General features: G+C 54.2%; 19 protein-coding genes. 6 read left to right on the top strand and 13 right to left on the bottom strand.

Translation table 11 applies throughout. The features are described 5' to 3' along the window. Positions 1 to 37: 37 nt before the first annotated feature. From U9M73_RS16295 to U9M73_RS16335, 9 genes are all read right to left on the bottom strand, one after another. Positions 38 to 607 (bottom strand): TetR/AcrR family transcriptional regulator, encoded by a 570-nt coding sequence (locus U9M73_RS16295; RefSeq protein WP_260070934.1) that lies wholly within the window; start codon positions 605 to 607, stop codon positions 38 to 40. A gap of 103 nt (positions 608 to 710) precedes the next feature. Beyond that, entirely contained in the window at positions 711 to 1568 is an 858-nt protein-coding gene (locus U9M73_RS16300; protein ID WP_323078077.1) for a GNAT family N-acetyltransferase, read from the bottom strand. A gap of 29 nt (positions 1569 to 1597) precedes the next feature. Then, entirely contained in the window at positions 1598 to 2578 is a 981-nt protein-coding gene (locus tag U9M73_RS16305; protein WP_009223629.1) for an aldo/keto reductase, read from the bottom strand. 212 nt (positions 2579 to 2790) lie between these two features. Further along, positions 2791 to 3189, bottom strand: a complete 399-nt coding sequence (locus tag U9M73_RS16310; RefSeq protein ID WP_009223628.1) for an ArsR/SmtB family transcription factor — start codon at positions 3187 to 3189, stop codon at positions 2791 to 2793. A 3-nt stretch (positions 3190 to 3192) separates the two neighbouring features. Continuing rightward, positions 3193 to 3618: an SRPBCC family protein gene (locus U9M73_RS16315; protein WP_260070931.1), complete on the bottom strand. Its 426-nt coding sequence runs from the start codon at positions 3616 to 3618 to the stop codon at positions 3193 to 3195. A gap of 181 nt (positions 3619 to 3799) precedes the next feature. Next, a complete protein-coding gene (locus U9M73_RS16320) occupies positions 3800 to 5902 on the bottom strand; it encodes a glycoside hydrolase family 36 protein (RefSeq protein WP_323079151.1) in 2103 nt (700 codons plus the stop codon). Positions 5903 to 6007: 105 nt separating this feature from the next. After that, a complete protein-coding gene (locus U9M73_RS16325; RefSeq protein WP_323078080.1) occupies positions 6008 to 7330 on the bottom strand; it encodes an ABC transporter substrate-binding protein in 1323 nt (440 codons plus the stop codon). Between the two features lie 125 nt (positions 7331 to 7455). Next, positions 7456 to 9108, bottom strand: a complete 1653-nt coding sequence (locus U9M73_RS16330) for a response regulator transcription factor (protein WP_323078082.1) — start codon at positions 9106 to 9108, stop codon at positions 7456 to 7458. Continuing rightward, on the bottom strand, positions 9101 to 10930 hold the full coding sequence (locus U9M73_RS16335) for a sensor histidine kinase (RefSeq protein WP_260070929.1): 1830 nt from the start codon (positions 10928 to 10930) through the stop codon (positions 9101 to 9103). Before U9M73_RS16335 ends, U9M73_RS16330 begins: the two co-directional genes overlap by 8 nt. Before the next feature lie 187 nt (positions 10931 to 11117). On the opposite strand from U9M73_RS16335, the gene U9M73_RS16340 reads away from it, so the two are divergent. Both U9M73_RS16340 and U9M73_RS16345 read left to right on the top strand, forming a co-directional pair. Next, positions 11118 to 12005 carry a carbohydrate ABC transporter permease gene (locus U9M73_RS16340; RefSeq protein ID WP_009223606.1) on the top strand — a complete coding sequence of 296 codons (888 nt, stop codon included), beginning with the start codon at positions 11118 to 11120 and terminating at the stop codon, positions 12003 to 12005. Continuing rightward, on the top strand, positions 12005 to 12835 hold the full coding sequence (locus U9M73_RS16345; RefSeq protein ID WP_009223605.1) for a carbohydrate ABC transporter permease: 831 nt from the start codon (positions 12005 to 12007) through the stop codon (positions 12833 to 12835). The genes U9M73_RS16340 and U9M73_RS16345 overlap by 1 nt, the downstream gene beginning before the upstream one ends. A gap of 915 nt (positions 12836 to 13750) precedes the next feature. Here the strand turns inward: U9M73_RS16345 and U9M73_RS16350 are convergent. Together U9M73_RS16350 and U9M73_RS16355 are read right to left on the bottom strand one after the other, a co-directional pair. Then, entirely contained in the window at positions 13751 to 14485 is a 735-nt protein-coding gene (locus U9M73_RS16350) for an AAA family ATPase (RefSeq protein WP_323078085.1), read from the bottom strand. A 16-nt stretch (positions 14486 to 14501) separates the two neighbouring features. Further along, positions 14502 to 16100, bottom strand: a complete 1599-nt coding sequence (locus U9M73_RS16355) for a glycoside hydrolase family 43 protein (protein WP_232282226.1) — start codon at positions 16098 to 16100, stop codon at positions 14502 to 14504. 122 nt (positions 16101 to 16222) lie between these two features. Here U9M73_RS16355 and U9M73_RS16360 point away from each other — a divergent pair, with 122 nt between their 5' ends. Beyond that, entirely contained in the window at positions 16223 to 17263 is a 1041-nt protein-coding gene (locus U9M73_RS16360) for an LLM class flavin-dependent oxidoreductase (protein WP_009223602.1), read from the top strand. Here U9M73_RS16360 and U9M73_RS16365 read toward each other — a convergent pair. Both U9M73_RS16365 and U9M73_RS16370 read right to left on the bottom strand, forming a co-directional pair. Continuing rightward, the gene (locus U9M73_RS16365; RefSeq protein WP_323078086.1) at positions 17218 to 18747 is read right to left on the bottom strand and encodes a response regulator transcription factor; all 1530 of its coding nucleotides are present in this window, start codon (positions 18745 to 18747) and stop codon (positions 17218 to 17220) included. The two genes, U9M73_RS16360 and U9M73_RS16365, sit on opposite strands and share 46 nt — an antisense overlap. A 16-nt stretch (positions 18748 to 18763) precedes the next feature. Continuing rightward, positions 18764 to 20524 (bottom strand): sensor histidine kinase, encoded by a 1761-nt coding sequence (locus tag U9M73_RS16370; RefSeq protein ID WP_323078088.1) that lies wholly within the window; start codon positions 20522 to 20524, stop codon positions 18764 to 18766. 206 nt (positions 20525 to 20730) lie between these two features. Here U9M73_RS16370 and U9M73_RS16375 point away from each other — a divergent pair, with 206 nt between their 5' ends. From U9M73_RS16375 to U9M73_RS16385, 3 genes are all read left to right on the top strand, one after another. Further along, positions 20731 to 22056, top strand: coding sequence for an ABC transporter substrate-binding protein (locus U9M73_RS16375; RefSeq protein WP_323078089.1), 1326 nt, complete (start codon positions 20731 to 20733; stop codon positions 22054 to 22056). Positions 22057 to 22129: 73 nt separating this feature from the next. Continuing rightward, on the top strand, positions 22130 to 23011 hold the full coding sequence (locus U9M73_RS16380; protein ID WP_009223598.1) for a carbohydrate ABC transporter permease: 882 nt from the start codon (positions 22130 to 22132) through the stop codon (positions 23009 to 23011). Further along, positions 23011 to 23841: a carbohydrate ABC transporter permease gene (locus tag U9M73_RS16385; protein ID WP_009223597.1), complete on the top strand. Its 831-nt coding sequence runs from the start codon at positions 23011 to 23013 to the stop codon at positions 23839 to 23841. The genes U9M73_RS16380 and U9M73_RS16385 overlap by 1 nt, the downstream gene beginning before the upstream one ends. Positions 23842 to 24122: the final 281 nt, after the last annotated feature.

The raw sequence follows: 24122 nt of genomic DNA on the forward strand, positions 1-24122 counted from the left end.
TCCTTCTTCTGCCGCAAGGGCCTCCGAGCAACGGGGCTCAGGCAGGAAAGAGCCGCGGAATCAAACGAGCTGCCGTGTGCAAAGGTTGGCTGCTCTTTTGCGTTAAGCACATGATGATCGAACCTTCTACGATCCCATTGATCAGAACGGCTAAATCCGCCGATTCTTCCGCACTGTAGCCGGAAGCGATAAATTTCTTCTCCAATTCAGCGATCCAGGCGTCATACACTTCGCAGCAGGCTTGACGAATATTCTCGTTGCTGCGGGCGGTCTCGTGGGCGACGATGCCAATCGGCACCCCTAGCTTCGCATCCTCGCGGTCATAGTTCTCGGCAATGAGAAGCAGCAGCGCTTGCACGGCCCCAATTGCATCTTCTGTGGATTCCAGCACGGCGCGCAAGCTCGCCAAAGTGACGTTCTTGGTGTAAACGACAGCTTCACACGCGAGTTGTTCTTTGCCTTCAGGGAAATGGTAATACAACGATCCCTTGGGTGCACCGCTCATTTGGGTGATTTGGTTCAGCCCCGTCGCGTTATACCCTTGGCTCTGCAGCAGCTTGGCCGTCGTTTCGATCAGCAACTGTCGGGTTGGATTCTGATTGGGCATGCATACCGGTACCTTTCCGCGTAAGATTAGACCGATTGGTCTACATGATGATAAGCGATGTCCAAGGCCAATGTCAACACTTTAGGTCCGGTATGCCCCCATTTTATAAGCGCAGGTACATCTCATGCAGGCTGATTTTATCGCGAACAAACCCGTGCCGGTCCAAAAATCCTTCCAGCAAGGCATTATCGGGCAAAGAGGCTGTGAATTTAACGAAGCCTAATTCCTCGCGGGCAGCGACCAGCATCCGGGTGGCCAAGCCTTGTCCCCGATGCCGATTGCTGACAATCAGCATATTAATCTTGCCAGTTGGACTAATCGAGAGCCCTCCGGCCCATTCACCGTCCACCTGAACGCCGTAATAGACGTTGGAAGGAGTTCGCTGCTGATACTCCAAATCGTTTTGCCAGTTTATGTGAAAATATCTCCAAGGGCCCACCAGATCGGCGAAGGTCTCGAACGTAATCTGCTCCACCGGCACTCCCGCAGAAGCCCCAAGCGGGGCTTCCAGTCGGGAAGCATCGGGAAGGGTGAAGAACGAGACGTCGTACACACGGCGGTATCCTCTTTTTAGATAAAAAGCGATCGCCCGGTCGTTCCCGGCAATGACCTCCAGGAACAACTGCTTGCAACCGGCTTGCAGCGCCTCCTCCCGGTGCAGGCCCATCAAACCTGCACTTACTCCCTTGCCGCGGTATTCCGGGCTGACGGCCAGCGCGCCGCAGCGCATCGTTCGGACGGACTCGTAGACCTTGCTGCCGCCCAAGACAACCCCCACGGGTTCTTCGCCGTCGAGAGCCACGAAGGAGTGCTCACGCGCATTGCCTTCCGGACCAAAAAATCGATCCTCAAACTCCGCTTCGGTCAAATTAAATTGGATGATATAATCGGCAAAACCGCGTTGAAACGCCTGATATATCGTGTTCATGTCCAGGTCCGTGCCCCGTACGTATCGCATCATCGTCTCGTTCTCCTTCCTCGCATAGCCTTTTACCAGGCGTAGGCTTTTGGCGCTTCACCGCCCGGACCCGGGAAGATCTCGTCGATGGCCTTCAGCGTCTCCTCGCTCAGCTCGACTTCGACAACCCGCAGCGATTCCTCAAATTGCTGCAGCGTGCGCGGCCCGATAATCGGCGCCGTAACCGCCGGATGCGCCAGCGTCCAGGCGAGGGCCACCGTGGCTTCCGATTCGCCCAGCTCTTTGCACAGCTGGCTGAACCGCTCCAGCTGCGGGCGCAGCTTCTCGATCCGTTCGGTCTGCTTGGCCGTACGCGAGCCCGGCTGCGGATTCAGATTCCCGCCGAGAATCCCTCCGTCCAACGGGCTCCACGGGATGACGCCGATCCCCAGCTCCTCGGCTGCAGGCAGAACCTCCAGCTCCGGCAGACGGCACAGGAGGCTGTACTTATGCTGCTCGGAGACAAGGCCCAGCGCCCCGCGGGCTTTCGCCTCATATTGGGCTTTCACAAGATCCCGCCCGGCAAAGTTGCTGGCGCCAACGTATCCGATCTTGCCTTGTTTTTGCGCGATGTCAAAAGCATTCCATAACTCATCCCAAGAAACGTTCCGGTCGACATGATGCATCTGGTACAGTTCGATATGGTCCGTGCCGAGCCGCCGCAGCGAATCGTCCAGATGGCGGCGGATTTTGTAGGCCGATAAGCCGGAACTGCCTTCATTCGGATCCGACGCAGGATCGCTCATCGCTCCGTACACCTTCGTCGCCAGCACGACCTTCTCTCTACGACCGCCGCCCTGCGCGAACCAACGGCCGATGATCTCCTCAGTCCAGCCGCGATGCGACGTACCGCCGTAGACGTTAGCCGTATCGAAGAAATTGACGCCGGCATCAATCGCAGCGTCCATGATTTTAAACGCTTCCTTCTCATCCGTCGTTGGCCCAAAATTCATCGTTCCCAGGCACAAACGGCTGACCTTCAATCCGGTTCTTCCCAAACTGACGTACTTCATGTCAACAACCTCCTTGAGCGTTTTTTGGAAGTAACTTGCCATGATGAAATAGTCCACACCCATTATATACCAGATGGGAGACCCGGGGAAGACAGCCTGTCCAAGCCAGAAGGATGTCCGGCCCCCTTTTAATCCCTGAGACCAGTAATCCGCCGTGAACAGGAGGAAAGCCTCCGGCTTACCACCTATTGAGGTGCAGCCGGAGGCTTCATTTATTCGCCCGGAGTCTCGCTTGCGCTGCCGGACGGCGGCGTCGGGACGGGGCGAAGTCCCGCCGGTTCCGCGCCCGGTTCGGATTCAACATAGTGCTTGAGCAGGGACAACTTGTTCTCCCAGAACCGCTCGTAATACGCCAGCCAGCGCTTCAGCTCCAGCAGCGGGTCGGCGTCCAGGCGATAGCGCGTCTCCCGACCGACCTTGCGCTCGCGCACGAGTCCGGCTTCGGCCAAGATGCGCAGGTGCTTGGATACCGCGGTCCGGCTGATCGGGAACCGGCTGCTGATGTCCTTCAACGGCAGCTCTTGCCCGCTCAGCAGCTTCAGAAGCTCCCGGCGCGTTGGGTCGGCAATCGCCTGGAACACGTCATGTTTTGCAGAGGCTGCCTCCGCCATGGCTTACCCCTGTACGTATTCGGCCAGCTTGACGACGATACCGGTCCAGCCTTGATCCATGCGGCCGCGAACCAGCTCGTGCGCCTCGCCGAATTCGGTAACTTGGTCGACGGTCCACCCGCCGTGAATCAATGTAAATTCAGTTTGCTCCCCTTTTTCCTCCAGCTCGAAGGTCACCGTCCAATCCTTGCCCCAATTAAACGATAACCGGTGCGGCGGCTCCAATTCCGTCACCTTGCACGGGGAGTCTCCGAACGGGCCGGCATGCAGGACAAACTCATACCCTAATACCGGCTGGAAGCTGTTTGGCATAAACCAGGCGGCAATCCCCTCCGACGTAGCTACAGCCTCCCATACCCGCGAGATGGGTGCATTGAGCAGGATCGTGTGCCGGATATCCGGCAGCTTGCCCGTATTGTTTTGTTCCATCGTCTATTCTCCTTTTTACTCATGATTGTTCAGTTAATATGAAACCAAAAGGTTTCCTAATAACAGTGATTATATGACACCATTTGGTTTCATGTCAACAACACTAGGATTCCATAGGTTCAAAAAAAAGATCCACATCTCCAGCAAAAAGCAGCGATGCGGATCTTTAGATATAAACTTCCTACCGTTTACGGCGGATTTCGAACAATCGGGCAGACGGTGCGGAAGGCAAGGTGACCGTCAGCTGACCCGCAGCGGCATCCCAGTTCCACGCGCAAACCAAGTCCTGCGGATAGGCACAGCGGATGTCCAGCGCCTCCCCTTGCAGCGCTGGAAGCGGCAAGGCTTGAGACGAGGCTTCCCCGCGCGTACGCCATACGGCCAGATATACCGTATCGCTGTCCGGCCGGCGCAGGCCCAGGCTGATCCAGTCGTCCTGCTGCTTGGGCAGCCCCAGCGGCCAGAACGGCAACGACTCTGGAATGTCCGCGCGAATCGTCTTGTAATAGTCCAGCGCCTGCTTCACCAGCTCCCGGCGCCGCGGGCTTAACTCTGCCAGATGACCGCTCTGATGCACACGCAGCAGCAGCGCATTCACCATGTTGAAGACGACCTCTTCATCGTCGCCTTCCCGCAGCGGATACGACCAGATGGCGGATTGCTCCGGCGTCAGCGCAGACGGGGATGCAGCGGCGATGGCCGCATAGTTCACGTAATTCTCCTGGTCGCTGGTCGATTGGATGCTGTAACGACTTAACATCGCGTAATCCATCCGCATCCCCCCGCTGGAGCAGTTCTCGATGACGAGCTCCGGATAGCGTTCGAAAATCCGATCCAGCCAAGCCAAGTACGCGCGGTTATGCTGCAGCAGTCCGTCGCCGAAGCTGTCTGCCGCTGTTTCCGTCCCGATTCCGGCGTTGATGTTGTAGTCCATTTTGATATAGCCGACACCATAGTCCTCCACCAAGCGGCGAATGACCTCATCGGCGTGGGCCACCACCTTCGGGTTGCGGTAATCCAGCTGGTATCGGCTGCGGTCCATCACCCGTTTGCCGTGCCGGATGAAGAACCAGCTGTCGTCCGTGTCAGCCAGCTTCGGACTGTTGATGCCCATAACCTCCAGCTCAAGCCATAATCCCGGCACCATTCCTTTGCTCCGGATATAATCCAACACGTACTTGATCCCTTCCGGGAACCGTTCTGAAGACGGCAGCCATTCTCCCACGCCGTCCCACCACTCACCCGGAGCGTACCAGCCGGCATCGATGCAGAAGTATTCGCAGCCCGCTTCGGCGGCGGCATCGATCAATGGCAGCAGCTTCGCCGTCGTGGGTGAACCCCAAAGGCAATTCATATAATCGTTGAAAATAATCCGCAGCTCCCGGTTATCCGCGTTTGGCCGGCGAATCCGGCGCCGGTAAGCGGTCAGCTGGCCGATCGCTTCCTCAAAGCCGCCATTGGCCGCGCCAACGGCAACCGGTACGCTGATAAACCGCTCGCCAGGCTGAAGCGATTTCCACCAATGGTTATCGTGCTCGGTCGGACCGCTGAGGAGCAAGGTCAGTTGGTCCACCTGGTCGAAGATCTCCCAGTGCCAAGAGCCGTTATGCTCGATTTGCCAGAACAAGACGCTCCCCGCCTCCCGGTTCTCCAGGACAGCCATCGGGATATGCTCGGCCGCCGACCAGGAACCCGTATTGCTGCAGGAGATCCGCTTGGAGCTGCGGTCCGTCAAATGGGATAAGCCGAGCTCAGGCAATTTGTAAGTGCGCCACTGCAGCTCGCTTTGCCATCCGGTGTGGGGGATGGACAGCCACATTTTTTCGTCCCGATCCTGACTGCCTTCCTTATCCAAACCGGTCAATGCAAAGGAAGAAATGTACTCTATACCTACTGCTTCCGGCCCGGCATTGTACAGTTCTGCCCAAGCCCGGACCGTCTGCACCCCGTCGTAAAATTGGATGTGCTGCACCGCCTGCAGCCCGGTCTTCGGGTCGCGCAGCGCAATTTCCAGCTTCCTCCCCAACTCGTTGCGTCCTTTGGTATGGCCGGCATACACCATCCGTAGTCCCGGGTACGATGCCCGGTGGGTTCGTCCGTGATACTCAGCCCGGTCCTCTCCAGTTAATTGCAGCTCCATCAGGCGGAAGCCCGGTTTCTGCTCCTTCTGGATCACCGCTTCATTCAGCGCGTTTGCCCCAAAATGAAGCAGCCGCACATCCTGCTCGTCGGTGACTTCCAATACGAGATGTAAGCCGTTTTCCCGAAGCTCGATTTGATTCATCACCCTCGCACACTCCTTACCTGTCCTAAGTAAAAGCAAAACCCAGCACCGATAGATGGTGCCGGGTTCATTTTGTGGTTTACGAACAACCGAGATTCTCGATGTTTATTCCGCCGAACCCAGTTGTACCCATGCTTGCTCGATTTCGGTCACAGCTTGATCTTTTGTTTTGCTGCCGCCGATGTAAGCTTGCATGATTTCTCCGAATTTTTGATGGAACGTATCCAGCGAATAGTTGATCGCAAGGTCACCCGATGGCTCAGACTTCAGAATTTCGTTCATTTGCTTCGGCATATCCAGTTCTGGAAGCGGAGCGTCCTTGATTGGAGGAATAACCTTCGCAATCGTGGAGAACCAGCTCTTGCCGTAGTCGGAAGTATACAGCCAGTTAAAGAACTCGATCGTTTCGTTGACGACCGCAGAGTCTTTATTGATGCGCAGAGCTTGGTCCGCACCGGTGATGATCATCGATTGATCTGCTTTGTCGCTGACCGGATAGCCGGCAATGCCGATTTGAATGTCTGGGTTAATTTTCTTGATCGCTTCTTCGTCCCATGCACCTTTCCCTGTCATGATCGCCGCTTTGCCGGATGCAAAGTCGCTGACTTGCGCATTGCTGTCGCGTTCCAGCGGTTTGTCGGTGCCATGCTTCACTGTCGTATCGATGAAGTTAAAGAAGCTGTCGTACAGCGCCGGATAATCCTTGATTTTCGCATCACCGGCAATAAAGCTCTTCACCAGATCTTGCGACGTTACGCCAGCGTCTTGAGCGGCAGCGTTCACGAAATGTTGGAAGATGTGTTTCCATACCCACCATTCTTTATACGCATTCGCAAACGGCGTAATGCCTTTGGCTTCCAGTTTAGCGATGGCGTCGTCCAACTCCGCTGTCGTTTTCGGGAATGTCATCACGCCAGCTTCATTCAACAGCTGCTTGTTATAGATTAAGGAGAATAAGTTCCCTTTAACCGGCAAGCCAAGCACTTTACCGTCGGAGGAAGTCATATTGGCGCGTACCGCATCCGTCATGGCCGCAGCCAGCGGTTGATCCGTCAAATCCGCACTGTACTCAGCAAAGGTGTCGATATCCCCACCCGCCGTAGTTTGGAATACGTCAGGCGTGCTTCCCGCTGCGATTCTGGATTTTAATACGGTGTTGTAGTCCGCCTGCATGATTTCCAGGTTAATCGTCACGTTTGGCTTCACTTTCTTATATTCCTCAATGTAGGCGTTAAACGCGTCGGTATATTCCGGAGAAGCCGTGAACATATTGATGGTTACGGGTTTGGAATCATCCGTCGCCGCGCCATTACCGGCACCTGTGTTGCTTGCCCCGTTATTCGCCGCGTTATTGTTGCCTCCGCATGCGGACAACAGGCCCATGATCAACACCAGGCTGAACGATAAGGCCAGAATCTTTTTCTTCATTACTTTGCCCCCACTTTCTTTATGGTTAATATTAACTATGCTCCCTATTTTAATGAAAGGAGTCGGGTAATAAAATGTAGATATGTGGCGAAAAAAGGGTAAAAAAGTGAAGTCCGGTCGCGAGTTCACTTTTTGCCCCTTTCCTCCTCCTGCTGCTGGCGGTATTCGGACGGTGACAAAGCATAGTAATTCCGGAACGCCTTGCTGAAATAGTTCTTATCCTTATAACCCAGCATTTCCGAGATCTCCTGAATTTTGAGTGACGAATCGTCAAGCAGTTCTTTCGCCTTATCCATACGGACCTTCTGCACATATTCATGGATGCCGCAGCCATACTGTTGCTTAAACAGCTTCATCAAATACTCGCGGCTCAAAAAAAATCTCTCCGTGAACATGGAGATTTTGATGTCCTCAAAATAGTGATGGTCGATATATTCCTTGATCACCTCGACGCTGAATGGACGGCCTGCGGCCATGGAGCGGCGGACTTGCTCGTGATAATACTCGGTTAGATGGAGCAGCAAGGCCTCGAACTGATCAAACGTAGCCACATCCGTGCAGATTCCAAGCGCTTGCAACGAACGATCCACGCCGGGGGAAGGAAGCTTGTCCGCCGGAACGCCCAGCTCCGAAGCCGTGTCATTCATCAGCACGACGATTTCCCGCAGCAACCGATCGGCTGCGCCGATGCTGAAGAAGCCGGCGGCCTTGATGCTCTTGGTAAACTCGGCCATCACCGATTTGGCATGGTTTACATTGCCTGCCTCTAACGCTCCCCGCAAGATCGGCATCCGGTTGGAGAAGGAGAACGTCTCCTTGTTCGCTGCCTTGTCCGCTTCTCCAATGACGGCGGTCCCTTTGAGCTTCAGCAGGTCGATGCTCTGAATGCCGGCAACGGCCTCATCATACGATTCAGCCAGGTTCAGCACATCCTCGCAATACCGGCCGATCCCTCCGGCTGCCAGCATGCCAAACAGATCGCTTAACGTCGAAACGATTTTCCGCATCAGTTCCCCTGCACGAAAAGCGATCTCTTGCGGGTAGCCCCCCTTCACCGTGTAGACGGCGATCACTTCCCGCTCCTGCTTCGGATTGGCAAAGCTGAAGCACTGCAGATTGTCCACCACGATCTCATTAATCACATTGGCCACCGCGAAATGGAGCAGCTCCCGGTCGCGATGGAACCGGCTGTCCTGCACGGCTTCCATGTTCAAGATTCGCAGGACGAGCGCCCCAAATCGATGATCCGGTTCATCCGCCCCAATTAACGAGAGGAACGCCTGGCTGCTCTGCTTCTTAAAGCTCCGTTCAATAATGGAAAAGTAGATTTTCTCCTTTAATTTCGGGAGCGACATATTAAACGCAATGTTTCGAGTGATCGATTCCTTCTGTCGCTCGCGTTTGGCATTCAGCACATCTACCGCCTTGCGCAGCGCCTGATTCAAATCCTGACGATTGACCGGCTTCAGCAAATAATCGACCACTTTGGCATGAATCGCCTGACGGGTGTATTCAAAGTCGTCATACCCGCTGATCACAATGGTCAGCAGCTCGGGATACTTCTCCTCTACAATCCGCAGGAAGTCGACCCCGTTCAGCTCCGGCATTTTCATATCCACCATAACGATATCCGGCTTGTATTGTTCCAGCATGGCGAGTCCCATCTTGCCGTCCGTTGCTTCCCGGATTTCATCCACCTCAAGTTCCTGCCAATTCCCTAAAATCCGAATCGCTTCGCGAAGCGGTTCCTCATCGTCGATAATCAATACTTTATACATGACTGCTGCCCCCCCGCGGTATTAACATACACATCTCCGTCCCGTGCTCATCGCTCTGGATCCGTAGCTCCGCTTCTTTCCCATAGAGAAGCTTCAAGCGGGTATACAGATTTTTGAGCCCGATGTTCTCTCCTTCCTGCTCCTCCCAATCTTGGAGGAAGGACGCCTGGATTTGCTCCATCTGTTCCGGAGAAATACCTGGACCGTTGTCGCTGACGGAGATTACCGCATGCGTGTCCCCCAGCTCGGCACGAATACGAATGGAGATGCCGCTCGACATTTTCTCTAGCCCATGCTTAATGGAGTTTTCAACCAGGGATTGAATGGACAGCTTGGGAATTTGCAGCTCCTTGAGCGCTTCCTCCCACTCGACCGTTACCTGCAGACGACTGCCAAACCGGGCCTTCTGTAACGCGAGATAACGTTCGATATGCTTCAGCTCCTCCCTAGCGTTCACGATGTCTTTTCCACTTATGCAATATCTTAGCGTCAGCGCCAAGGCATCCACCATATCGGCCACTTCGTCATCCCCGCTCTTGAGCGCTTTGGTCGAAATTGCCTGCAGCGCATTATACAGAAAATGCGGGTTAATCTCGGCCTCCAGTGCCTTGAGGATCGCGTTCTTCTCAACCAGCTTCATCTTGTAGCGCTCATTGATCAAATCGTTGGTCCGCCGCACCATCCGGTTGAAATGCCGGGATAAATAAGCGATCTCGTCCCGACCTTTCACCGGGATTTCCGCGTCAAAGGTCCCTTCGCTAAAGCGGCGCATCTGAAGAGACAAATCCTTGAGCGGACTCGTAATTTTATTGGAAAACAAAGTCACCAGAATGAGCGAAATCAACAAAAAAATCAAGCCGATCAAATATCCGATATTCCGCGTGGCTCTGGCAGCCGCGTAAAGGTTGCTGTACGGAATCGGTTTGACCAGCTTCCAACCTCCGTTCGCTTCAATGTTGTAAATAATCAAATATTTATCGCCAGCCTCGTCGGTCCAGGTGACCGGCTTCTTAGAACCGTTCTTGTCAAGCCGGGCGAGCCATGGCGCATCCTCAATCTGCTCCAAAAAAGCAGGATCATCCACATGAAAAGGAACATTGTTCGGATCCAGATAAAGCAGATGCTCGCCTTTCTCGAACGGAACATCCTTCAGAATCTGGTCTTTGACCGTTGGCTTCAAATAGAAGGAGACGATCGCTTTCGGCTCGCGAGTCACCAAGGCGCGCAGCACACGGTGGTACCCCATAAAGTCAGGTTCCACGGTCATGTTGTAACCCGACTTCGCCCCCGGCACGATAAACGATTGATAGGCCTCGTTATGACGGCTCTCCATCGCCTGCTTGTACCACGGCTGATTCGGAATGTCTTCCTGATAGCTCACCCGAACCGAAACGTTATAAGCTTCGCGCGTAATGGAGTAGTATTTGTGTTGGTCGATCAAATAGAGATAAATGCTCTCCAGGTCGTTCCGCGAGTAAAACAGTTCACGCAGATAGTCCTCCAGGTACATTTTCGACGCATAATCCGATTCTTCGTTCATAATCGCCTGCAGGATGTCCTCGTAGTGAATCTGCGGAAGAGACATCTGTTCCACGCCGGCGAGGTAATCTTCCAGCTTCTGATTAATCAGCTTCAGATTGTTGGTGGTGCTGATCATGCTGTGCTCCACGGATTCTTGTTCTAGCATCTCATAGGAGATAATCGTCAGAAGACCAACCACTAGAATAATAATCGTCGTAAACAACAAAACAAGCTTATTGACCAGCCTGCGCGAAATCCGGTCAGTAAGCGTTGTCAGCATGCTTCGGATGCGGTTGAACATAGCTCCTCATTTCTAGTACCTCGGGCAAAAAAGCGAGTTCACCTTTTTACCCTTAACTGTTTTCTTAAATCCATTTTGACGGCAAAACCGCTGTTTTATAATCATTATAGTCGAAAAAGCCCAAGTGTATAGGGGAGACGGTAACACCGCTGTTTAAACCAATACGTCACGAAAAAGAGGTGCCATTATGTTCAAACTAGGGAGAAAACGGGACGAGAAATTAGAGTTTGGCGCATTTACCCTGCCGATTCTAATTGCCATCATCGCGGTCTTCTATTATCCGTTTGTCATGACGATCCGTTATTCCCTGACCAAGTGGAACGGGATATCCAAGCATCCGAAATTTATCGGACTGGACAATTTCAAGCAAATTTTCATGGGCGACGCGAACTTCTCGCAGGCCGCCTGGTTTACGATTAAATACGCGATTCTGTATATCGTAATCATCAATGTACTGGCGATTTTGCTGGCGCTGGTGCTGGATATGAAGCTGAAGACGACCAACTGGCTGAGAGCCGCCTTCTTTATTCCGTACATTCTCAGCTTGGTGATTGTCGGCTTTATCTGGAAGTTCATTTTTATGCAAGGCTTTGAGTCCCTTGGCGAAAGCACCGGATGGGGCATATTCTCGCTAAGCTGGCTGGGGGAACCCGGACTCGCCTTCATTTCGATATTGTTTGTCTCCATCTGGCAATCGATTGGTTTTTACATGGTCATTTACATTGCAGGTTTGCAATCGGTTCCAGATGACTTGAAGGAAGCAGCAACCGTGGACGGCGCGGGCCCATTCCGCAGATTCTTTAACGTGACGCTGCCGCTGCTTGCACCATCGATTACGATCTCCGTCTTTATGGCGTTGACCAACTCGATTAAGGTATTTGACGTCATCCTGTCCTTGACCGGCGGCGGCCCTGGCGGCACGACGTACAGTGTGGCGTACGACATTTACCGCGATACGTTCCAGAACAACCTGTACGGCTATGGTACAGCGAAAGCGCTGATCCTGTTCGTCGCCGTGCTGATGATTACAGCGATTCAGCTGACGATCTTCAAACGCAGGGAGGTTGAGGCGTAATGAAAAAGAATACGGCTGGCCGCATCATCCTGGAAATCGTGATGGTGCTGCTCTCAATCCTGTTCCTGTATCCGTTGTTCCTGACGATCATCAACTCGCTGAAGAGCTTCTCCGAGGTCATGACCGACGTCATCGCCTTGCCGAAGAAGCTGGCTTTCGAAAACTACAGCTATGTATGGGAGTTTATCAACTACCCGCGGCTGTTCCTGAATAATGCGGTGGTGACCATCCTCGGCTTGGCCGGGATCGTGTTGATCTCGTCCATCGCCGCGTACAAGCTGGCCCGCACGAAATCCAAAGCCAGCTCGATCATCTACTTTATCTGCATCATGCCGATGCTGATTCCGTTCCAATCGATCATGCTGACGGTGCTGCAGATGGCGAAGAACCTCCATCTCTCCGACAGCACGTGGGGACTTGGTATTCTGTACTGGGGCTTCGGCGCTCCGCTGGCCCTGTTCATCTACCACGGCTTCGTGAAGGGGATTCCGAAGGAAATCGACGAAAGCGCTACGATCGACGGCGCCTCCGGCTTCCGGTTATTCTTCAGCGTCATCTTCCCGCTGCTGAAATCGGTCACCACTACGATCATCATCATCGACGTAATGTGGATCTGGAACGACTTCCTGCTCCCATTGCTGATGGTTAACGGCTCGCCGGCAACCAAAACGCTGACGCTGGCCGCATACACCTTCGTCGGACAATACACCTCCGACTGGCAATATGCGATGACCGCTATGGTGATGGCGGTACTGCCTTCGATCATCGTCTTTATCTTCCTGCAAAAATACATCGTCAAAGGCGTTGTCGCCGGCGCGGTGAAAGGGTAATGAATACAGCCCCTGGTCCAATGGATCGGGGGCTGTTTGCGCGCTTAGACAATAACTGCAAAAGTGTCAAAAGTACAGTTATATTCGGCGAAAACCCGAAATTCCGGCGAAAGCCCCCTCATAAGCGTTAGATTCTCAACGCCCCCGTTTTGGGCCCAATAGCGTTGCTGGCAAGCGTTAGAGCGCAGGTTCGCTGTTGCGCCTAACTGCGCTTACCTGCTACGAACCCACCAGGCGACGTGTGCAGCTCCGGCTAACGCTTGCTACAGCGCTTATTTGCGCCAAATGAGGGGGATTTCATTTCTAACGCTTGCCAACGAGCTTATTTGCGCCAAAAGGCCCCGTTTCGAGGGGGAAACCGGCAAATAAGCTCTCTCATAAGCGTTAGATTCTCAACGCCCCCGTTTTGGGCCCAATAGCGTTGCTGGCAAGCGTTAGAGCGCAGGTTCGCTGTTGCGCCTAACTGCGCTTACCTGCTACTAACCCACCAGGCGACGTGTGCAGCTCCGGCTAACGCTTGCCACAGCGCTTATTTGCGCCAAATGAGGGGGATTTCATTTCTAGCGCTTGCCAACGAGCTTATTTGCGCCAAAAGGCCCCGTTTCGAGGGGGAAACGGGCAAATAAGCTCTCTCATAAGCGTTAGATTCTCAATGCCCCCGTTTTGGGCCCAATAGCGTTGCTGGCAAGCGTTAGAGCGCAGGTTCGCCTCAACGGTGTTCGCCGGAGCCCATCAACGCACACGAGTTCCCTCACCGAGTCAGCGGCCCACTCACCGCGATATCGACTCGCTCAGGCTACAGTGGCTTGCTCACGTGACAGCACTCGCTCACCGCAACAGCAAACCCGCACCGGGACTGACATGACTTTGTAACACGTAGATAACTCAACAATATGAGATGTCTTCTTCATTTGCCTAAACCAAGTCCCCCTCGTCCTCGTCTTCATCCTCAAACAACGTGTGAAGCACGCTGTTCCGGTTTTCGAGGAAACGACGCGTAATTTGGTAGTGATCCGTATCCTCGTAACGGATCCGCCCCAGCTGATCGCCATCGAAATTCAGGATGTCCGCGTCCGGATAACCCATCAGAATCGGCGAATGGGGAGCTATGATGAACTGGGCACGATCCGATAAGTCGTGGATGATCCGCAGTAATGACAACTGCCGGGCCGGGGACAAGGCGGCCTCCGGTTCGTCCAACAGATAAATGCCCCGGCTGCCAAATCGATACTTGAACAAGCTGAGGAACGACTCGCCATGCGATTGACTGTGTAAGGACACCCCGCCGTAGGCCCGCGTTGCTGCGACATCATCGATATGCGAGGCAAATGAATAAAACGATTCCGCCCGCAGAAAGAAGCCGTTCGTCACTTTCGGGTTCCATGAGAGACGCAGATAGTCGCCAAGCGCCGATTCCGATCGGTCCACCTCGTAGACGTTGTTTCTCCCGCCCCCGGCTGGATTAAACCCGCATTGGTAGGCAATCCCCTCCAGTAACGTGGATTTCCCCGAACCGTTCTCCCCGACAAAAAAGGTGACCGGACGGCGGAGATGAAGCTTATTCATCTTCCGGACCAGCGGGAGCGAGAAAGGGTACTGGTGGAAGGAGGGCATTTTCTCCTTCAAAAGCGTTACCTCTCTTAAATACACCCTCTTACTCCCCCCTTCACATTGAGAATGAATCAAGCTCCTTATAAATAAAATAGTCGAAATCGGCAGGCTTGCGCATCCCGCTGAGGTCCTGGGCGCAGACGCCAAGGAAGGTGCCGGTGAAGCGCACTTTCTCTGCGGGATCGTCGGATAGGTGGCTAACGTCAACGGCTTCGCCTACGGCATGCCAGGTTTCCCCGTCCAGGCTGTAGTAGAAGCGTGCCAGCTCGCGTTCGATGACCACCCGCAGCCAGCAGCGCGAAGCCCCTTCGATCGAGATGTCTTCCGCCAGCAGCTCGTCGTAGACGCCATATTTTGTCTGGATCAAATTCAGGCTCTTGCCTTTCGTCTCATCTCGGGAAATCCGCAAATACACATGATCGTTCGTATCGTAAAACACGGTCAGGCCGGCCATCTGCTGGAACGTCTCCGGCTCGAACTCCACCACCGTCTCCGCCAGGCAATGGAACGATTGCTGCCGCCGCGCCACCAGACTCTGCCGGAACAGCGAGTTCATCGACTCACGGCCATACAAGCGCAGGAAGCCAGGGCGCTCGCGGAGCGTCAGCCAATCCTCCGTGGCCGGAACGCGCAGCGTGCTCCAATGCACCCCCAGCGTCACCGCCTCGAAATCATCCCGTTCCGGCTCCGGCTCAAACGGGTGCGGCGGTAAAGCGGGAGCGGGCACCTTCACCTGCGGCTCATTCCCGCCGGTTTCTAACCGGAACCAGCCGTCTTCCGTCCAGAAGCCGCGCTGGATCGCCGTTTCCCGACCGAGCGTGCAGTAGATGTCCTTCGTTGGCCGCCCGGTCAGGTGCACCATGTACCACTCGCCCGTTTGCGTCTCGACCAGCGAGCCATGTCCCGCCTTTTGCAGCTCCAGGTGCGGTTTGCCCGACGAGGTGAGGATCGGATTGGTTGGGTCCACTTCATACGGTCCGTCGATCGTCCGCGACCGGGCCATTGTGACCGCATGATCGTAATACGTGCCGCCTTCTGCGGTAAGCAGGTAGTAGTAGCCGTTTCTTTTATACAAATGCGGGCCTTCGGTTAACCTAAGCTCGGTGCCTTGGAAAATATTTTTCACCGGACCCACCAACTTCTGCTGCTTCGGATCATATTCTTGAAGCACGATCCCGGCAAACCGGTTCTTCCCTTTCCGGTGATCCCACAGCATGTTGACCAGCCATTTGCGCCCGTCGTCATCATGGAACAAGGAAGGGTCGAAGCCGCTGCTGTTCAGATAGATCGGATCCGACCAGGGGCCGCGGATATCCGGGGCGGTGACCAGAAAGTTTGGAGTGTCCTTGAATGCGCCGTGGCGGCTTTTGACATCGGTATAGATCAGATAGAACAAGCCGTTATCATAGCTGAGGCAGGGGGCCCATACCCCGCAGGAGCCGGGGTTGCCCAGCATGTCCAGCTGAGACACCCTTGTCAACGGGTGACCGATGAGCTGCCAGTGCACGAGATCCCGAGAATGATGAATCTGCACACCCGGGAACCACTCGAAGGTAGAAGTCGCAATATAGTAGTCATCTCCGACCCGCAAGATCGAGGGATCGGGGTTAAAGCCGCGTAAAATCGGATTCGTGATCATTGGACGTTCGCTCATAATTTCCTCCCGTTCAAAACTGTTATCGATTTGATTATTGTTTTTTCGCTCATTTCTTTAAATTCGATTATAATAGAAATTAGGTTTTTGCATTTCATTCCTGCCTAAGGAGGCTAGATTTTATGCCTGATTCAAGAACAACCAACGATTCATCGCATCGTTTATCCCATATTCCGGTCTCGATTCTCGACCTCGCGCCGATTACCGCCGGCAGCACCGCGGCCGAATCGCTGCGCAATTCGCTGGACCTCGCCCAGCATGCCGAAAACTGGGGTTATCACCGCTATTGGCTTGCGGAGCATCACGGCATGCCCGGCATTGCCAGCTCGGCGACCTCCGTCGTGATCGGTCACATCGCCGGCGGCACCAAGAAGATCCGCGTTGGATCCGGCGGCATCATGCTGCCAAACCATGCGCCGCTCGTCATCGCTGAGCAATTCGGCACGCTGGAGTCGCTGTACCCGGGGCGGATCGATCTCGGCCTCGGTCGGGCGCCCGGCTCCGACCCGCTGACCTCGCACGCGCTGCGGCGCGGGCCGGGCAGTGACGGGCAGGATTTTCCGGAGCGGCTTGCGGAGCTGCGGAATTACTTCCAGCCCGTCTCCGGCTCATCGATGCGCGTGCGCGCGATTCCCGGCGAAGGCCTACACATCCCGATCTGGCTGCTCGGCTCCAGCGGCTTCAGCGCGCAGCTGTCCGCCCAGCTCGGTCTGCCGTTCGCCTTCGCCAGCCATTTCGCGCCGGACTACTTGCTCCCGGCGCTTGATCTGTACCGCACGCACTTCCGCCCGTCGGCGGAACTGGCGAAGCCTTACGCGATGATCGGCGTGAACGTGATCGTCGCCGATACCGATGCGGAGGCCCGCCGTCTGGCGACCTCCCAGCACCAGCAGTTCTTGAACCTGATCCGCCGGCGTACCTCACAGCTTAACCCGCCGGTGGATCAGCTCGATTGGACGCCGCAGGAGCAAGCGGTGGTTGAACGCCAGCTCAGCTATTCGGCAATCGGCTCACCGGAGACGGTGCGGAACCGGCTGGAGCACTTGCTGGCGGAGACCGATGCCGACGAGATCATCGTCGCGGCCCAGATCTATGACCACAAGGCCCGTTTGCGTTCTTACGAACTGCTGTCAGAGCTGTTCGGAGGACAACGCTCCTTGTAATCCGACGGACTGTATCCCGTGTACTCCTTAAAGACTTTGGAGAAATAGTGCTGATCGCTGAACGATAAGGCGTCAGACACTTCTTTAATTCGCATTTCCGGCTTGCAGGCGATCAGCCTGCAGGCCTCTTTGATTTTTAGGCCGGTATAATACTGCACGAACGTGCTTTGAGCATATCTCTTCATGACCCGGCTGACGTACGAGGGGCTGACGTGAAATTTCTGCGCCACATCGGCGAGCGAAAGATACGAGTACAGGTTGAGCTTGACGTATTCCTCGATTTGCCGAAACAGCTCCTCCCCGCTTTTCCGGTTCAACGCCTGCAGCCACTCGAAGGATTGCTTGGCCCATTCCAGCAGGTTCTCACCAAACCTCTCAAAGCTGTCGGCTTCAAGCAAACGGCGGGAGGAAGCCTCGAGCTCCAGCCGATGCCCGGTCTCCTGATCGCCTCCCGCTTGCGAGAAGGCATCGGCCAAGAGCGCGACGAACCGTTCCAGTTCCGCCAGCCGAATGTTGTCGCCGGACCATTTGGTCAGCAGTTCATTCAGCTTCAACAAGAACTGCTCCTTCCTCCGCCCCAGAATGAGCTCGGTAAAGGCTGCCGCGGTCGCCCGATCCAATTCGGATCCCCCCGGTTTGCCCAACGCATGGGTAATCTCCGTATCCATCACGATTCCCTGGTGAATAGGCTGCCGTTCGTCCAAAATGCCTGACATGCGGTGATACAGCTCAGGCAGCCGATCTGGGTCCCCGGACTGCAGCTGTCCGCCAATCGTCGCCGCAAGCCCAGCCGCCTCCAACGCTTTGCGGACGAACTCAAGGCATTCATACACCGAGGAATACGAGTCCACCACGGTTTTTGGCACCAAAGCAAGAAATTGACCGGGCACTTGAGTCGGGAACACCCAGCACAGCTGCGGAGCAAATAAAGCATCCAATCTGCGCTGAAGCTCATCCGCACGCCAAAGCTCCCGCACGCCGGCAAACGGCTGCCTCCGGATGAGGATCAACAGCTTTCCGTAATGACGGAATTGGTCCCCGAGCTGCAGTTCCTCGTAAACCTCCGGAGCTACAATTTCCTGGAATAGCTCCGCTTCACTGGGAATCCGGCTGCGGAGGCGCTCAAGCGCCCGTTCCATCACTTCCGACAGCTGCTTGCGTTCGACGGGCTTGAGCAAATAGTCAAACACCTGCAAATTAATCGCTTTGCGCGTGTATTCGAAATCGTTGTATCCGCTGATCAAAATAAATAACAGCTGCGGGCGGATCTGCTTCGCCTGTTCAATGAACGCGAGGCCGTCCAGCTTCGGCATGCGGATATCGGTCAGCACCAAGTCCACCGGCTGCTGCCGGACGAGCTCCAACGCTTCCTCTCCGTTGGCCGCCGTGGCCGTCACCTGAAACGGAAGCTCCAGGGAACCCAGGAGCGTTCGAATGTTCCGCAAGATCGGCTTGCTGTCTTCCACGATCATGACGTTGTACATGCTGTGCCCTCCTCGTTCAGTAGAAGTCCTTCGTTAACGAACCGATGATCTGAACCGTGGCGCCCTTTTCCCCATCCGCATGGTTAAACAGATTGAAGAACAGCCGGTTCTGGTACATTAACTTCAGTCGGCCTACGCTGTTCACGATGCCCATGTTGCCGATCGAGGCGGGCCGTTCGTCCCCCTCTCCGGCAGCAGCTTCGCTCTTCCGCAGGTTGTCCATGATTTCATTGATCTTCCCGGGCGGAAACCCGTCTCCGTTATCCTTAATCTCCACCGCCCATAACCCGTTGAACTGCTTCACCGTAATCTCGATCCGCCAAGGCGGGTCGCTGTGGGTGAAGGCATGCTCGATGCAGTTCTCCACGAAGGGCTGGAGCACCAGCCGTGGCAGCTGTACGTTCCGCGCCGATTCGTCCGCATGGATCTCCCAAACGAGATCGTCTTCGTACTTTTGCTGGACGAGGGACAAGTAGTGCCGGGTATGCTCCAGCTCGTCGGCTAAGGTGACATGCGCGTATGGTGAAGATACGATGTAACGCAAGCTGTCCGATAAGTGCTTGCACATATCGGTGACGACATCGGTCTTGCCCTCCTGGGCCGCGATGCTGATCAAATACAGCACGTTATGGATAAAATGCGGTGCAATTTGGGCCTGGAGCGCGGAGTTTCGCGCCTTGACCTCCTCGTGCAGGGCGATTTTCTCCCGTTCAATCGATTCTTGCAGCCGTTCCATCAAATCCTGAAAGGCCTCGTTTAATAGAATTAAATCGTTATTTTGCGTAGGGTTGTCCCATTTGAGATTCATATTGCTATAGCTGATCCGCCAAATCTGGCTGCGCAGCTTCCGGATCGGCAACAGCAGATTTCGCGTAGAAAAATAAATATATACGAAAGACAACAGCATCAACGACGTAATCAGCAGAATGGACAAGTATTTCACCGAGTTGACGGGCCCCAGCACATCCTGCTTGGGTGTCACCAGATAGGTTGTCCACCCGGTGCTTTCCGACCGGGCGTAAGCTACATAGTTCCCGTGATCGTCCACATACACACCGTCAACTGGATTTCGTGCGGTCAGCTCGGCAAGCTCCTCGTCGGGGATGGAACCGACCACCGGCTCACCATTCCGGTCCAAAATGTACACCTGGCCGCTGCCCACGCCTTGCGAAATTCTTTGCAAGAACGCATTGTCCAACAGGATGCTCAGATATCCGAATACGGTGCCGTTCTGATTATTAATTGAACGAATAAACGAAACGGCCTCTCCCTGCCGTTCCAGGATATATCCGCTGCCGCTCCAGCTTCCGTCGATGAGGCTCTTCTTCAGATAGCTCTCGAAAGAGGCCGCGTCCCCTTGTAACTCAATATAGGACACGATCTTGCGGCCGGCCTTGTCGTAAATCACCATATCCTTGATACTCATTCTGGGGCCGATGGCCTGAAACATCAGATCCTTCAGCCTGCGGCTTTGATTCAGCCGTTCGAGATTGACGTCGGTTTGATAACCTCTCTCCAGGATCGAGAAGAGGTCCTTGCTGGATAGGATCCGCTGTGACAGTTGGTTTTGGCTGTCCACATAGTCGTCGAGCTGCTGGCTCACCTTGGTCGCCGCCGCCAGCTTGGCCTCCACCGTTTTCTCCTTCAGCGGTTTGATGACGACCAGATTCACGTAGACGATAAAGCAACCAAGTATAAACAGAAGCAAAGCCACAAAAGTTAAAAAGACTTTATTTTGCAGGCTAAGCTGACTTCTGCGGAGGAAGAAAGGTTTCATGACGTTGGCTTGGGCCTCCTTTGGCTATGGCCAGGTTGCATTAGGATGGTTTAACTGTACCACTTCGCTTCACGTCATGACAACGGTTACAAGTTCACAATTTTACACCTCATCAGTCACCCTCAGACATGTACCTTAGACTCCCAGAAATCTATAATCAAGTTGCAAGCGCATTCAAAGACATATCAAACAGAGGGGGATTTGCCTTGAATTACGCACTGAAAAGAACAACCATCGCAGTCATCGCGGGTTTGCTGGCGCTATCGCTCGCAGCCTGCGGATCCGGAGGCGCCAAGTCCAACAACGCAGCACAAGACGGCAATAACAGCGGTGCCGCCAAGGGCGACAAAGTCACCATCGAGTTAGCCATCTCTAAGAGCTCGCAGGACTCCGCCTTTATCCAACAAGATATCCTCGACGAATTTGAGAAGCAGACGAACATCAAAGTTAATTTGCAGCTGATCCCAGCCGAGCAAACGACAACCGTCCTGCAAACGAAGCTGGCCGTTGAAGAAACGCCGGACATCATTCAATACAATCTGGCCAGCGCAACCACGGACCTAAATCTAGAGCGCAACTTTGAGATTCTTGATAACGAGCCTTGGGCCAGCCGGATTTTGAACAAAGACGTCCTTTCCGCTTACGGGCATATTTACAGCTTCCATGTCAGCCAAGATACAGGGATGCAAGGCGTTGTGTACAACAAAGACATCTTTGACGACCTGGGCCTGTCCATTCCGAAGAACTTTGAAGAGTTCCTCGCTGTCTGTGAGAAGATCAAAGCCAGCGGAGTTACTCCAGTATTTATGCCGTACAAGGACAACTGGGCCGCGAATATTTGGCCGGCTGCCGCTTTTGCGAACTTCGTAGCCAAGAACGATCCAACCTTCTTCGACGACCTGAACAGCAATAAGAAAAAATGGTCCGACATCCCAGAATTCCAAACGTTCCTGCAGCAGCAGTACGAGGTGTATAAGCAAGGTTACACCAACGCCGACGTTCTGAGCGACAGCTACGATATGGCGGTGGGTAAATTCCTGAACAAGGAAGTTGCCATGATGTTCATGGGCGACTGGCTGATCGAAGGCGTGCTCAAGCAGGATCCGAACATGCGTCTTGGCGTCTTCCCGATCCCTTCCGAGGAAGATGCAAGCCTGGGTGCCAGCCCGCTGGGCGGTCAGCTGTTCATTCCGAAGAAAGCCAAGCACTTGGCGGAAGCCAAAGAATTCCTGAACTTCTTAGGCTCGAAAGAAATCGCCCAAAAAATCGTCGATTCCAAAGGGTACGTGTCCAACCTGAGCGATGTCACTACGCCAGAATTGCCGGATTACAAGCAAGAAATCGTCGATAACTACATCACGCCGAAGAAAACCGTATTGACCACCGACGCCTACATGCTGGTTGACCGCAGCGAGCTTTATCGGCTGCTCCAAGACCAATTCGCCGGCGGATTAACCCCGGAAGAAGTGCTGAAGGCTTGGGACGAGAAGTTTAGTCAACTGATGGCAGATAAAGAAATCCCCGGTTTCTAAATCGGAAGAATGGCAGGCAGCATAAGTCCCGTCCGGGGGTTATGCTGCCCCAGTCCATAGTGGGGTGGAGAACATGAAATCAAAAGCATCGGTTAAAAATCTATATTCCTATTATCTCGTATTACCTGCGTTACTCATTTATACGATCTTTTTTGTCATCCCGGCGTTTACGGGCTTTTATTATTCCTTTACCGATTGGCGGCTGGATCGCCTGACGATCAAATTCATCGGATGGGAGAACTTCCAAAAGATCTTCTCCGATAAAACGCTGCTCCTCGCACTCAAAAATACCCTGATCTTCGCCGTCGTCACCGTGGTCGGGAAAAACCTGATTGGGATCGCCCTAGCGGTGGCACTCAATATGCGGCTCAAGACGCGGAACTTGCTGCGGGCAATTTTTTATTCCCCGTCCATCCTGAGTATCCTGGTCATCGGGATCGTGTTTACACCGATCTTGCGCACGGAAGGCGCGATCAACCGGATGTTCGATGCGGTTGGGCTGCACGCGTTAAGCCAAGCTTGGCTCACCAATCCGCATCTCGTCATTTGGACCATTGCCGTCATCTCGATCTGGCAGCATGCCGGCTTTCAGATGGCGATTTACTTGGCTGGACTGCAATCCATTTCCCAGGATTATTACGAAGCGGCCACCATCGACGGGGCCGGCTCCTGGAAAAAGTTCACGAATATCACGCTGCCGCTCCTGCTGCCAGCGATTAATATTAACCTCATGCTCACGCTGATCGGCGGTCTGAAGGTCTTCTCAGAGGTCTTCGTCTTGACAGGCGGAGGGCCGGGCAATGCTTCTCAAGTTGTCGGTACGATCATCTTGCGGTCCTTCGGCGAAGGAAGCTGGGGGCTGGGTACCGCCATCAATACGCTGTTATTCATAGCGGTCACGATCATTGCCATCCCGCTGCTCATCTTCATGCGGCGTAGGGAGGTCACCGAATAATGGGATTTACACGCAAACTCGCCATTCGTAACTATATTGTCGAAGGCCTTCTGCTGCTGGCTTCATTGCTGATTCTTTTGCCGGTGTTAATCATGATCTTTGGTTCCTTTAAGACGAGCGCCGAAGTGCTGGACTTCTCGCTTAAACTGCCCGAAAAGTGGATGTTCTCCAACTACGTGCGCGTTTTTGAAGAAGGCGGGCTCGCCCGGGCGTTCTGGAACAGCGTGTTGATTACCGGCATTTCCTCGATCATCAACATCGTGGCTTCCTCGGCCGCCTCCTTTATTCTGGCGCGGCGCGAGACGAAACTCGCCAATACGCTGTACATGTATTTCTTTATGGGCCTGATCGCCCCGATGTCGACGATCACGACCATCCGGATCGTGCAGGCGCTGGGCTTCTATGGCAGCATCACCAGCGTTATTCTGATCTACGCTTCGCTGAATACCGCCTTTAGCGTGTTTCTGTACAGCGGGTTCATTAAGACGATCCCAAAAGCGCTCGATGAAGTGGCGTTCCTGGAAGGCGCCAACGTGCTTGGCGTATTCTTCCGGATCGTAACGCCGCTCATCCTCCCGGTCAACGCCACCGTTGCGATCATGGTGTTCATGTCGGTGTGGAACGACATCACGATTCCGCTGTACTTCCTAACCGACAGCTCGACCTGGACGATGCCGCTGTCGATCTACAATTTCTACGGCAAGTACAGCCGGGAGTGGAACCTGATCTTCGCCAACCTCGTGCTGACTTCGCTTCCGGTATTCATTCTCTATCTGTTCGGCCAAAAATACATCGTCAGCGGCCTCACGGCCGGCGCGGTGAAGGGCTGATCGTCACTTTTGAAGCGAGCCAGGGAAGGAATTCCGGGCTCGCTTTTTGTACTTACTGTAACGGACCGAAATGACGTTATTTCTCTATTTCCCGACCATTTCCCGATTTAACGGACACTCCAGCCCTTATTTGCCACAACACGATGGTGTAGGACAGAGATTTGCCCCAATAACGTCATCTCAGTCCGTTAGAACCCGATTCCCCACGGATCAGGGGAAATAAAGGCACTGGAGTCCGCTAGATCGACTGCTCCCGCTCCATTACTGCCACCGTTCTGGTT

The sequence above is a fragment of the Paenibacillus phoenicis genome, from assembly GCF_034718895.1.
GTDB classification, from domain to species: domain Bacteria; phylum Bacillota; class Bacilli; order Paenibacillales; family Paenibacillaceae; genus Fontibacillus; species Fontibacillus phoenicis.